Origin of the sequence: Miniimonas arenae, from assembly GCF_006351005.1 — a bacterium.
Classification (GTDB): Bacteria; Actinomycetota; Actinomycetes; order Actinomycetales; family Beutenbergiaceae; genus Miniimonas; species Miniimonas arenae.
Genome location: NZ_VENP01000070.1, coordinates 1 through 12929 on the forward strand (window position 1 = coordinate 1; position 12929 = coordinate 12929).

The following is a 12929-nucleotide window of genomic DNA, read 5'->3' on the forward strand; positions in this document are numbered from 1 at the left end:
CCTCTCGCGAAAGGACGGACTTCCTCTCGCGAAAGGACGGACTTCCTCTCGCGAAAGGACGGACTTCCTCTCGCGAAAGGACGGAGATCCTCTCGCGAACGGGGCGGAGATCCTCTCGCGAACGGGGCGGGACGGGGCGGAGCGCGTCAGACGCGCGCCGGCGACCCGAACCACTCCGTGACCCGCGCCCGCAGCGCCCGGTCGAACACCGCGTCGCTGTGCTCGGTCCGCAGCACCGCCGACAGCGACCCGCCGACCGCGAGATCCACCTCGCGCCGGCAGACGTCCGCCTCGGTCACCGCGCGCCGCAGCAGCGCCACCGCCTCGTCGCGCGTGCGGTACAGCAGCGGGTACCCGGCCGGCAGCAGCGCGTGCACCCACGGCAGGTCCGGGAACACCCCGACCGCACCCGCGGCCAGCGCCTCGACGTACTCCATCCCGTAGGACTCCTCGCTCGCGGTGGCGAGGAACGCCGTCGTGCGGGCGAGCGCGCCCCAGTAGTCCTCGCGCGTCGCGGTCAGCGGCCCGACCCACATCCAGCTGCGCCGCGACATCCGCAGCGCCAGGTCGCGGATGAGGTGCGACTCCACGAGCCGCGCCTCCACCCGGATCGGCACCTGCTCGTGCACGCGCTCGACGACGTCGAGGAACAGGTCGGGCCGCTTGCGCTCGGACAGCGACGTAGCCGGGTACAGCACGACCGGCGCACCGCCGGCGTCGGCGCGCGGCTGCACGTGGTCCAGCCGGAAGCCGAGGTTGACCCAGCCGATCCGCGCGCGCTCGGCGAGCGGCGCCACCGTCCAGCGCGCCACGACCTCCGACACCTCGTGCGCCGTGCGCTCGGAGTCCGCGAACGTCGGCACCAGCGCGCACGAGAGCGCCAGCGCCGCCCGGTCCACCGCATGCTGCAGCGTGCTCGGCGGCCACCACAGGAAGTTCATGACGTGCGGGTCCGGCGCGTCGGGCCCGGCCGAGCGCCGCAGCGTCCGCCACACCTCGAGCGAGTCGAGCACGTCCATGTTCACCACCAGCGTGCTCGCCGGGTCGCAGAACTCCAGCGGCAGCAGGTCGAACCCGTCGCACCGGCGCGGCCCCGCGCCGATCACGGCCGAGCCGGGGAACACGCGCAGGATCCGTCGCACGAGCGTCGCGGCCGAGTCGTGCCCGGCCACACGCGAGTCCGCGATCTCCACCGCGTCGTACTTGACCGCGATCCGCAGGTCCATCACCGGCTCCGTTCGATCGTCCCCGTGAGGCTGCCGGTGACGTCGTCGCCGGTCGAGACCGTGCCCGACGGCGAGCCCACCTCCGCGCGCCCCTCGCCCGGGCGGACCTCGCCCGCGAACGGGCGCTCGCCGTCGCGCGTCTCGCCCGCGAGGGCGCCGAACGCCCCCGCGCCGTCCTCGTCGTCCTCGTCGGTGAGCGACGTCCCGATCCGCATCGCGTAGAAGGACCGGTACACGAACACCATCGACGCGAGGACGAACACCGCGGCGAGCACGTGCACGAGCACGCCGAGGCCGTCGCCCTGGAGCGAGACCGCGAGCTCGACGGCGAGCAGCCCGAACAGCGTCGTGAACTTGATGACGGGGTTGAGGGCCACCGAGGAGGTGTCCTTGTAGGGGTCGCCGACCGTGTCGCCGATGATCGTGGCGTCGTGCAGCGCGGTGCCCTTCGCGTGCAGGTCGACCTCGACGACCTTCTTCGCGTTGTCCCACGCGCCGCCCGCGTTGGCCATCGAGATCGCCTGGTACAGGCCGAACACCGCGATCGAGACGAGGTAGCCGATGAAGAAGTAGGGCTCCACGAAGGCGAAGCCGAGCGTCGCGAAGAACACCGCGAGGAAGATCGTGAGCATGCCGCGCTGTGCGTACTGCGTGCAGATGTCGACCACGCGGCGCGAGTCCTCGGTGCTGGCACGCGAGGACCCGTCGAGCCGGATCGTGTCGCGGATGAACTCCACGGCGCGGTGCGCACCCGTCGTGACGGCCTGGATCGAGGCGCCCGTGAACCAGAAGATCATCGCGCCGCCGGTGATGAGGCCGAGCAGGAACGGCGGGTGCAGCAGCGAGAGGTTGGCCATGTTCTCCGTGAGCCCCGAGGTCAGCGCCATGACGATCGAGAAGATCATCGTGGTCGCGCCGACCACCGCGGTGCCGATGAGCACGGGCTTCGCGGTGGCCTTGAAGGTGTTGCCCGCGCCGTCGTTCTCCTCGAGCATCTGCTTGGCACGGTCCCACTGCACGTCGACGCCCGCGGCCCGCAGCTCGTCCTCGATCCCGTCGATCTCCTCGATCAGCGACAGCTCGTACACGCTCTGCGCGTTGTCGGTGACGGGCCCGTAGGAGTCCACCGCGATCGTCACCGGGCCCATCCCGAGGAACCCGAACGCCACGAGGCCGAACGCGAAGACCGCGGGGGCCACCATGAGCGCGTCGAGGCCGAGCGTGGACACGCCGTACCCGACCGCCATGAGCGCGACGATCACGATGCCGAGCCAGTAGGCGGAGAAGCTGCCCGCGACCTGACCGGACAGGATCGTGAGGGACGCGCCGCCGGCGCGGGAGGAGCGGACCACCTCGCGCACGTGCCGGGAGGACGTCGAGGTGAAGACCTTGACCAGCTCGGGGATGAGCGCGCCGGCGAGTGTGCCGCACGAGACGATCGTGGCGAGGTGCCACCAGGTGCCGGGCGCCGCGCCGTCGAGCGAGGCCAGGCACGCCCAGCTCGTGGCGAACGTGAGGACGATCGAGACCACCGACGTGAGCCACACGAGCGAGGTGAGCGGCTTCTCGAAGTCCATCCGCACGGCCGCCGCGTAGCGGCGCGAGACCCACCAGTCGTTGACGGTGTAGCTCACCGCCGAGGCCACGAGCATGACGGCGCGCACCACGAACACCCAGACGAGCAGCGTCGCCTGGACGGCCGGCTCGTGCACCCCGAGCAGGATGAAGGTGATGAGCGCGACGCCGGTCACGCCGTACGTCTCGAAGCCGTCCGCGGACGGGCCCACGGAGTCGCCCGCGTTGTCTCCCGTGCAGTCGGCGATGACGCCCGGGTTGCGGGCGTCGTCCTCCTTGATCTTGAGCACGATCTTCATGAGGTCGGAGCCGATGTCGGCGATCTTGGTGAAGATGCCGCCCGCGATCCGCAGCGCCGCAGCCCCGAGGGACTCCCCGACGGCGAACCCGATGAAGCACGCGCCCGCCACCTCGGGCGGCAGGAACAGCAGGATGACGAGCATGAGCGCGAGCTCGAGGCTGATGAGCACCATGCCGATCGACATTCCGGCGCGCAGCGGGATGCGGTGCAGGGGGAGCGGCTTGCCGTCCAGCGCCGCGTACGCGGTGCGTGCGTTGGCGTAGGTGTTGACGCGGATGCCGAACCACGCCACGGCGTAGGAGCCGGCCATGCCGAGCAGGCTGAACCCGACGACGACGAGCACCCGCGCCGCGCCGAGCGACATCAGCGCCCCGTAGTAGGCCACGATCACGGTTGCGATGAAGACCCACAGCAGCAGGAGGAACCGGCCCTGGCGCAGCAGGTAGGTGCGGCAGGTGGCGTAGATGAGGTCGGCGACCTCGCCCATCGAGCGGTGCACCGGCAGGCGGCGCAGCTGGGCGAGCACCACCGCGCCGAACGCCAGGCCGGCCAGGCACAGCACCAGCGCGACGGCGAGCGCGAGCCGCCCGGGGACACCCCCCATCAGCTCGACTCCGCCGAGGTCCGGCAGGACGAGGTTGGCCTCGCCGCCGTGGGATCCGTCCATCGCTTCGCGCTCCGCACCGTCGCAGGTCGGGGCGGGTACGCCCGTCCCGAGGTGACGCTCGCGGCCGGGGGCCGCGCCGACGCCACCCGGGATCGACGCTAGGCGGGTGTGAGCGGGATCACCTGGGCCGTTGGTCCCCCGGGGGCTGTGGCCCGCGGTGGGAGTGTGGGACCGTTCGGGGCAGTGTGGCTTCGGGTACTGCGCCGGCGCGCTCCGCTCCGGTGCGGGTCGGTCGGTGACAGGGAGGTCGCTCGTGTCGACGTACGTGCAGGACTTCGCGGACGGGTCCATGGCCCAGAAGGACCTTCTCGGCGGGAAGGGCGCGAATCTCGCCGAGATGACGAGACTCGGGCTGCCCGTGCCGCCGGGCTTCACGATCACCACCGACGCGTGTCGGTACTACCTGCGCACCGGCAAGGTGCCCACCGACCTACGCGTGGAGGTGACCCAGGCGATCCGTCGCCTCGAGGACACCATGAACCGGCGGCTCGGGGACTTCCACGAGCCGCTGCTCGTCTCGGTGCGCTCAGGGGCGAAGTTCTCGATGCCGGGGATGATGGAGACCGTCCTCAACATCGGCCTCAACGACGCCTCGGTGCAGGGGTTGGCCGAGCAGGCCGGCGACGAGCGCTTCGCGTGGGACTCCTACCGCCGCCTCGTGCAGATGTTCGGCAAGACCGTCCTCGGCATCGAGGGCGACGTCTTCGCCGAGGAGCTGGACGCGGCCAAGGCCGCCGCTGGCGCGGCGTCGGACACCGACCTCGACGCCGACGCGTTGCGTGCGCTCACCGTGCGGTTCAAGGAGATCGTCCGCGAGCAGACCGGGCGCGACTTCCCGCAGCACCCGCGCGAGCAGCTCGACCTCGCGATCGTTGCCGTGCTGGAGTCGTGGAACACCGAGCGCGCACGCCTCTACCGTCGGCGCGAGCGCATCCCGCACGACATCGGCACCGCCGTCAACGTCTGCACCATGGTGTTCGGCAACCTCGGCGACCGCTCGGGCACGGGTGTGGCGTTCACCCGCGACCCTGCGACCGGCCAGCCCGGCGACTACGGGGACTACCTGCGCAACGCCCAGGGCGAGGACGTCGTCGCGGGCATCCGCAACACGCTGCCTCTCGCGGCGCTGGAGGAGGTCGACCCCGACGTCTACAACGAGCTGCGCGGCGTGATGCGGCGCCTGGAGATGCACTACCGCGACCTGTGCGACGTCGAGTTCACGGTCGAGGAGGGCAAGCTCTGGATGCTCCAGACGCGCGTCGGCAAGCGCACGGCGCCCGCCGCGTTCCGGATCGCCGCCGAGCTCGAGGCCGAGCACCTCATCACCCTGGACGAGGCGCTCATGCGCGTCTCGGGCGACCAGCTCAGCCAGCTCATGTTCCCCCAGTTCGACCGCAAGGCCGCGGCCAAGGCGACCCTGCTCACGCGCGCGATGGCCGCGTCGCCGGGTGCCGCCGTCGGACGCTGCGTGTTCGACTCCCAGACCGCGCACGACTGGGCCGAGCGCGGCGAGGACGTCATCCTCGTGCGCCGCGAGACCAACCCCGACGACCTGCAGGGCATGATCGCGGCCGTCGGCGTGCTCACGGCGCGCGGCGGGAAGACCTCGCACGCGGCCGTGGTGGCCCGCGGCATGGGCCTGACCTGCGTCGTCGGCGCCGAGGCGCTCGACGTCGACCCGGCGGCCCGGCGGATGACGGTCGACACCGCGTCGGGCGTGGTCGAGGTCGTCGAGGGCGACGTCGTCGCGATCGACGGCGCGACCGGCGAGGTCTTCCTCGGCGCGGTCCCGGTGGTCCCCTCGCCCGTGACGACCTACCTCACCGACGGCGTCGACGCGGCGCTCGCGGACGCCGGCGAGGGGGACGCCGCGGAGTCGCTGCAGGCGCTGGTGCTCGCCGTCGACCGCCTGCTCCGGCACGCCGACGAGGCGCGCCGCCTGCGGGTCAAGGCCAACGCCGACACCGGCGAGGACGCCCACCGCGCCCGCGCGCTCGGCGCCGAGGGCATCGGCCTGGCGCGCACCGAGCACATGTTCCTCGGCGAGCGCCGCGTGCTGGTGGAGCGGATCATCCTCGCCCGCGACGACGCCGAGCGCGACGCCGCCCTGGCCGAGCTCCTGCCGCTGCAGCGCCAGGACTTCACCGAGCTGTTGCAGGAGATGGACGGCCTCACGTCCACCATCCGGCTCATCGACCCGCCGCTGCACGAGTTCCTGCCCGACCTCACCGAGCTGTCGGTGCGGGTGGCGCTCGCGGAGGAGCGCGGGGAGAGCAGCCCCGAGCACTCCCACGACCTCGAGGTGCTCGCCGCGGTGCGGCGCATGCACGAGGCCAACCCGATGCTCGGCCTGCGCGGCGTGCGCCTCGGGCTCGTGGTGCCGGGCCTGTTCGGGCTGCAGATCCGCGCGGTCTGCGAGGCGTGGGCGGACCTGCGGGCGAAGGGCAAGGATCCGCGGCCGGAGATCATGGTGCCGCTCGTGGCGTCCGTGATGGAGCTGCACCTCGTGCGCGACGTCGCCACCGCGATCATGGCCGAGGTCTCCGCCGAGCGCGGCGCGGCCTGCGAGATCCCGGTCGGCGTGATGATCGAGCTGCCCCGCGCCGCCCTCACCGCGGAGCGGATCGCCGAGGCGGCGGACTTCTTCTCCTTCGGCACCAACGACCTCACGCAGACCACGTGGGGCTTCTCCCGCGACGACGTCGAGGGCGCGTTCTTCGCGCAGTACACCGCCAACGGTGTCCTCACGGTCTCGCCGTTCGAGTCGCTGGACCTGCGCGGGGTCGGGCGGCTCGTCGACATCGCGGTGACCGACGCGCGCGCCGTGAAGCCGGACCTGCCGATCGGCGTGTGCGGTGAGCACGGCGGCGACCCGGAGTCGATCCACTTCTTCCACTCCGTCGGCCTCGACTACGTCTCCTGCTCGCCGTTCCGGGTCCCGGTCGCGCGGCTCGAGGCGGGCCGCGCCGCGATCTCCGCCGTGGGGCACAGCGACTCGCGCTGAGCGCTATCCCGCCCGAGTCGTGAGGTCCGCACCCCCGTCCGCGGGGGTGCGGACCTCGTGCGTGCGCGACCGTGCGCGACGGCGAGCGTGCCCTCGCGAGGTTGGCTCGCCGTCGTGCGTCCCGACCTGTGAGACCGGTACCTAACCTCGATCTTTCATCGGGCCGGGTTGTCGAGGTCGTCGGCGTCGTTGGCGGTTTGTGGGCGCGATTCTGGCGTGTGGGTGTGACAGTGGGCCGCGTGTCGCTGCGGTGGGCGCCGGTTCCGGCCGGGTCGTTCCTTGGGTCGTGGGTGGTCAGGGTGCCTGGGTTCAGGTCGGGGCGGTGGTCAGGGCTCTGAGGCGTTGGTGCGCGGCGAGCACGAGGGTGGCCCAGTGGTAGGTCTCCTTGACGTGCAGGAGTACCCGGCGGGCGTGACGGGCGATCACGGCGGGAGCGCTGAACAAGCGCAGCCGTAGCCGTTTCGGTTCCCATCGCCGGCTGGCGTCGTCCCTGAGTCCGAGGAGGCCGAGCCACGCCAGGAGGTCACCCGCGAGAGCAACGACCTGGAGCCAGATCTGGTTCTGGGCGAGGGTCTTCAAGGGGAGGTTGCGTAGGCCGGTGTCCTTGGCGCACCGGATGCGGTCCTCGCAGCGGGCTCGCTGGCGGTGGCGCAGCTCCAACGTTTGGAGCTGCCCGCGGCGGGCGTTGGTCGCGAACGCGGTGAGGCGGTAGCCGTCGGCGTCGTCGAGGCGGTCCTGGGCGACGCGGGCGCCGGGGTGGGGCCGCTCCCGGCGCACGATGATTCGCATCCCGGCTGGCCAGCCCTGCAGGTGCCCGCACTGGGTCAGCAGGTCGGTGATGTCGGCGATGTCGGCGTGCTCGTTGACCTCGCCCGCAGCGGTGAGAGCGGGTGTCCACCCATCAGCGGTGGTGACGGCCTGGTAGATCTCGCTCATCTGCGCCCATGGGAGAGTCCATCCGATCGAGTAGGCCAGACCCCGCCTGGTCAGGAACGTCAAGAACTCCCGGCTCGCGCCGGCCCCGTCGGTGCGGATCAGGATCTTCCTGCCCGGCCGAGAGGGGTTGATGCCCAGAATCCCCGCGAGGGCCTGGCGGGTGACCTCGATGTGATCGGCGGCGGTGTTCGAGCCCGCGTTGCCTGGCCGCAGCAGCCCTGCGAGGAGCTCCCCACCCCCGCCGGGGCCGTGGTCGAGGAACGCCAGCAACGGATGGTGGCCGAAGGTCTTCTTGAACGTGGGCGCCGCGGCTTCCTTCTCGCTGTGGGCGATGACGATCGTGGCGTCCATGTCGATCACCAACGGCATGTCCTCGCTCGCCCCGGCCAGTGGGGATGCCTTACCCGCGAGCCCCCAGACCCGGGAACGAACGTCTCTGCGTACCCTCGCGATCACGGACAGGACCCGGCTGGCGTCAGCGGCCAGGGCGGTGATGGTGCGCGAGACCGTCGCCTCCGAACCCACAGATCCGAACACCTCGGGTTCGCTGCGCAGCAGGGCCGCATCGGCCAGGCAGTCCCCACCCAGGGCCAGGGTCAACGCGAGGTCGGTCAACACCTTCGCCGGATCGTGTCGAGCGGTCGGCTTGCGCCACCGCTCCAGTCCCCGCGAGAGCGCTGAAGTCAGACCGCTGAGCGCCACGACCTCCGTCAACAGGACACCACCAGCAGACCCGACCGCAGCTACGGGCGCGACACCGACTCGAACACTCGGATAGGGGCAGGTACCGTTCACCCTGAAGGTGCTCCTCGAACTGGTTCAGATGGTTGCCTCGCAACACCCATCATCCCAGGTCAGGAGCACTTTCACTGTCTCCCACGCCCTACCCCGATGAAATCACGAGGCTAACGGCGTGGCGCGCCCCTGACGGGCAGGTGAGCGTGCCTATGGTGGCGAAGGCCAGGACTGCCCGCCGCGCCGCCCCCAGGCGCGCACGGGCCACGCACCCCAGCGACCCCGACCCCTGGTGAGTGAGCGAGTACGTGAGTGAGTGACCGATCGTGAGTGACGCATGATCCGCCTCGACCGAGTCTCGAAGGTGTACACCCGAGGCGCCCGGCCGGCGCTGGACCGCGTGTCCCTCGAGGTGGAGCGCGGCGAGTTCCTCTTCCTCGTCGGCGCCTCCGGCTCCGGCAAGTCGACCTTCCTGCGCCTCGTGCTGCGCGAGGAGTCCGCGACGTCCGGCCGCGTGTACGTGGCCGGCCGCGAGATCACCGCGCTCTCGCAGTGGAAGGTGCCCTCGCTGCGTCGGCAGATCGGCGTGGTGTTCCAGGACTTCCGCCTGCTGCCGAACAAGACGGTGTTCGACAACGTCGCGTTCGCGCAGCAGGTGATCGGCAAGCCGCAGCACGCGATCGCGCGCGACGTGCCCGAGGTGCTCGAGCTCGTCAAGCTCGCGGGCAAGGAGCGGCGGATGCCGCACGAGCTGTCCGGCGGTGAGCAGCAGCGCGTCGCGATCGCGCGCGCCATCGTCAACCGGCCGGCGATCCTCCTCGCGGACGAGCCCACCGGCAACCTCGACCCGACCACGTCCGCCGGAATCATGACGCTTCTGGAGCGCATCAACCGCACCGGGACCACCGTGGTGATGGCCACGCACGACGAGGTCATCGTCAACCAGATGCGCAAGCGCGTGGTGCAGCTCGTGGACGGCGAGGTCGTGCGCGACGAGGCCTCGGGTGCCTACGAGAAGGTGCACATCGCCGAGGGCGAGGACCCCGACCGCGTGCGCGCCGGGTCCGACGGCGACGGCGAGCACGGCCCGACGGCGGAGGCCGCCTCGTGAGCCGGCTGCGGTTCGTCCTGGGCGAGATCGGCCAGGGCCTGCGGCGCAACCTCTCGATGGCCGTGTCGGTGGTGCTCGTGACGTTCGTGTCGCTCACGTTCGTCGGCTCCGCGTCGCTGCTGCAGATGCAGATCGGCAAGATGAAGGGCGAGTGGTACGACCGCGTCGAGCTGTCGATCTTCATGTGCCCGAACGGCCGGCCCACCGTGGACACGTGCGCGGGCGGCGAGGCGACCCAGGAGCAGATCGACGCGATCCGCGCGCTGCTGGAGTCCCCGTCGATGGAGCCGTACGTCCAGGAGGTCTTCTTCGAGACCAAGCAGGAGGCCTACGACGCGATGAAGGAGCAGTTCGCCGACCAGGACTGGTTCCAGCGCCTCGACGTCGACCAGCTGCAGGTCTCCTTCCGCGTCAAGCTCACCGACCCCACCCAGATCGACATCGTGAGTGATGAGGTGTCCGGTCGCACCGGGGTGGAGTACGTCCAGGACCAGCGCAAGATCCTCGAGCCGATCTTCATGGTGATGAACCGGGCGACCGTGCTGTCGGCGGGGCTCGCCGTGGTGATGACGGTGACGGCCGTGCTGCTCATCACCACCACGATCCGGCTCTCGGCCATGAGCAGACGCCGGGAGACCGAGATCATGCGCCTGGTGGGCGCGTCCAACTTCTTCATCCAGCTGCCGTTCATGCTCGAGGGCGCGCTCGCCGCGCTGCTCGGCGCGGGCCTGGCGACCGGCGCGCTGTGGGCCGCCGTGCGGTACGGGGTGGAGGACTGGCTGGCCTCGGAGGTCGGCTTCATCAACGACTACATCACGACGGCGGACGTGTGGCTCATCGCGCCCGTGCTCGCGGCGATCGGCATCGGGATCGCCGCCGTGAGCTCGCTCGTGAGCCTGTCCCGGTACACCAAGGTCTAGGAGCGGTGAACGTGCGAGAGCATTCGAGGAGAGTGGCGGCCGGGGCCGGGGCCGGGGCCGGTGCGGCTGAGGCGGCGGGTGCGCAGTTGGCGGCAGCGGCTGCGCTGCGCCGCCGGCGTCGGCGGGCGACCGTGCGCCGCCGCGTGGCGGCGGTCGCGACGCTGCTGGCGATGCTCGCCGTCGGCGGCGCGGCCCGCGGTGACCAGCTCGCCGACCTGGAGAACCAGCGCCAGCAGCTCGAGCAGCAGCGCCAGGACAACGCGGCGCAGCAGGAGCAGCTGTCCTCCGCGCTCGAGGGCACGAGCGCGGACCTGCAGAACGTCTACCTCGACATCGCGCGGCTCGACGGCGAGATCCCGATCGCGGAGGCCGAGCTCGCGCAGGCCGAGGAGGATCTCGCCGCCGCCGAGCGCGAGCAGGAGTCGGTGAACGACCGGCTCGCCGTCGCGCAGAGCGAGGCCGACACGCTCACGGCCGACCTCGCCGCCTCCGACGAGGAGATCGCGAAGACCCAGGACGACATCGGCGAGCTGGCGCGCTCCACCTACCGCGGGTCGGAAGGCTTGTCGACGCTCGCCGTCGTGGTTGACGCGAGCACGCCCGAGGAGTTCACCGAGCGCGCGTCCGCGATGAGCTCGGCGATGCGGACGCAGGGCCAGGTGCTGGACGACCTCGAGACGAACGCGGCGAGCCAGCGCAACCAGCAGGCGCGGCTCGACGCCGTGAACGACCGGATCGCCGAGCTCAAGGTGGAGGCCGACGCGGCGGTGGTGACGGCGGACGCGGCACGTCAGACCGCGCAGGACCGCCGCGACGAGCTCGAGGACATGCGCGCCGAGCGCGCGACCAAAGCCACCGAGCTCGAGGGCTACAAGGCGCAGATCGAGTCCCAGCAGTCCGAGATCGCCGCCGACGACGCCGACCTGGCCAACCAGATCCAGGGCATCGCCAACCAGCAGGCTGCCGAGCGGCAGCGCCAGGCCGAGGAGGCCGAGCGGCAGCGGCAGGCGGACGAGGCAGCGCGGCAGGCGCAGGCCCAGCAGCAGGCGCAGTCCGGGGGAGGGTCGTCCGGCGGTGGGTCGTCCGGCGGGTCCTCGGGCGGGTCGAGCTCCGGCTCCGCGCCCGCGTCGACCGGGTTCCTCACGCCGCCGGTCGCGGCGCCGTTCTACGTGACGTCGCCGTTCGGCATGCGCATCTACCCGATCACCGGCGGCCGGTACATGCACAACGGCACCGACATCCGGTCCGCGTGCGGCAACCCCCAGTACGCCTCCGGGGGCGGCACCGTGGTCGGGGTGCGCAACGCGGCCGGCAACGGCACGCACGGCAACCAGGTCCTCATCGACCACGGCGTCGTCGACGGCGCGTCCTGGGTCACGGTGTACAACCATCTGTCCCGGTTCGCCGTGAGCGTCGGGCAGCAGGTGTCGCAGGGTCAGGTGATCGGCTACACCGGCATGACCGGCGCCGTGACCGGGTGCCACGTGCACATCGAGGTGTGGAAGAACGGGACGCCGATCAACCCCGAGAGCCTGTCCGGCTGGAACCGCTCGAACTGACGGCCCTGGGGGTCGATCGGCGTAGTCTCACCGGCACGTCCCCGACCCGAGGAGTTCCCATGCGCTCGCCCGGACTGTCCGCCCTCATCGCCGACGCGGCGTTCCTCGCCCACGAGGCGCAGACCCACCTGCTGGAGACCTACGGCGAGCACGAGGGCTGGAACGTCGACCTGGTCGCCGGGACGTTCACGTTCGCCGGCGAGCAGCCGGCGACGTTCGGGGTCCAGCTCCTCGGCAGCGCCGCACCCGGGCCGCAGTCCTGGCTGTGGGGGTGGGCGAACCCGACCGGGTTCTCCGACGCCGTCCTGGACTCCGCGAACCGGACGCGTGCGCTCGGCGAGCAGTACCGCATCCCCGAGCTGACGAGCGCGGAGCTGCCGTTCGGCGACGAGGACTACGGCCAGGGGCCCGGCATGGCGCTCGCCTACGACCTGTCGTTGGCCGCGCGCGTCGCGTCGGGGCGCTGGTTCGCCTACAGCGGTGAGGTCGGCGGCGGCACGCGCGTCTGGATGCTGCTGGACGGGCTGCGGCTGCCGGCGCCCAGCGCGCTTCGGACGGTGCGCGTGCTCAGCGAGGCGCTCACCACCACGTCCATCGCCGACCAGCGCCGCGCGGTCGCGAGCTACGCGACGCTGCGCGGCGTCGCCTGGGACGGCACGACGCTCCGGATGCCTGACGGCGACATCGCCGTCACCTTCGACGACTCGGGCCGCATCAGCGGGCTCGACGGCGACCTCCGCCCCGCCTGACCCCGCCCCCCCGTTCGCGAGGTACTTTCCGTCCTTTCGCGAGGTGATGTTCGTCGTCCGGAGCACCTCGCCGGCGTCCGAGATCACCTCGCGAAAGGACCAAGATCACCTCGCGAAAGGACCAAGATCACCTCGCGGACGGGGGG

General features: G+C 71.5%; 8 protein-coding genes. 5 read left to right on the plus strand and 3 right to left on the minus strand.

What is annotated here, in order from left to right; genetic code table 11:
• Positions 1 to 146: 146 nt before the first annotated feature.
• Entirely contained in the window at positions 147 to 1226 is a 1080-nt protein-coding gene (locus FH969_RS13520; RefSeq protein ID WP_199916480.1) for a glycosyltransferase family protein, read from the minus strand.
• Positions 1226 to 3769 (minus strand): sodium-translocating pyrophosphatase, encoded by a 2544-nt coding sequence (locus FH969_RS13525; protein ID WP_139987660.1) that lies wholly within the window; start codon positions 3767 to 3769, stop codon positions 1226 to 1228. The genes FH969_RS13520 and FH969_RS13525 overlap by 1 nt, the downstream gene beginning before the upstream one ends.
• 253 nt (positions 3770 to 4022) lie before the next feature.
• On the opposite strand from FH969_RS13525, the gene ppdK reads away from it, so the two are divergent.
• The gene (gene ppdK / locus FH969_RS13530; RefSeq protein ID WP_108719454.1) at positions 4023 to 6773 is read left to right on the plus strand and encodes a pyruvate, phosphate dikinase; all 2751 of its coding nucleotides are present in this window, start codon (positions 4023 to 4025) and stop codon (positions 6771 to 6773) included.
• A gap of 309 nt (positions 6774 to 7082) precedes the next feature.
• Here the strand turns inward: ppdK and FH969_RS13535 are convergent, their stop codons facing one another.
• Positions 7083 to 8504 carry an IS1380 family transposase gene (locus FH969_RS13535; RefSeq protein WP_139987662.1) on the minus strand — a complete coding sequence of 474 codons (1422 nt, stop codon included), beginning with the start codon at positions 8502 to 8504 and terminating at the stop codon, positions 7083 to 7085.
• A 277-nt stretch (positions 8505 to 8781) separates the two neighbouring features.
• Between FH969_RS13535 and ftsE the strand changes: the two genes are divergently transcribed.
• The 4 genes from ftsE to FH969_RS13555 all read left to right on the plus strand — a co-directional run bounded on the left by ftsE (position 8782) and on the right by FH969_RS13555 (position 12783).
• Complete coding sequence (gene ftsE, locus FH969_RS13540; RefSeq protein WP_108719455.1) at positions 8782 to 9555, plus strand: cell division ATP-binding protein FtsE; 774 nt, start codon at positions 8782 to 8784, stop codon at positions 9553 to 9555.
• Positions 9552 to 10475 (plus strand): permease-like cell division protein FtsX, encoded by a 924-nt coding sequence (ftsX, locus tag FH969_RS13545; RefSeq protein ID WP_218975323.1) that lies wholly within the window; start codon positions 9552 to 9554, stop codon positions 10473 to 10475. Before ftsE ends, ftsX begins: the two co-directional genes overlap by 4 nt.
• Before the next feature lie 143 nt (positions 10476 to 10618).
• Positions 10619 to 12034: a M23 family metallopeptidase gene (locus tag FH969_RS13550; RefSeq protein WP_108719456.1), complete on the plus strand. Its 1416-nt coding sequence runs from the start codon at positions 10619 to 10621 to the stop codon at positions 12032 to 12034.
• 59 nt (positions 12035 to 12093) lie between these two features.
• Positions 12094 to 12783 (plus strand): DUF6882 domain-containing protein, encoded by a 690-nt coding sequence (locus FH969_RS13555; RefSeq protein ID WP_108719457.1) that lies wholly within the window; start codon positions 12094 to 12096, stop codon positions 12781 to 12783.
• Positions 12784 to 12929 lie beyond the last annotated feature (146 nt).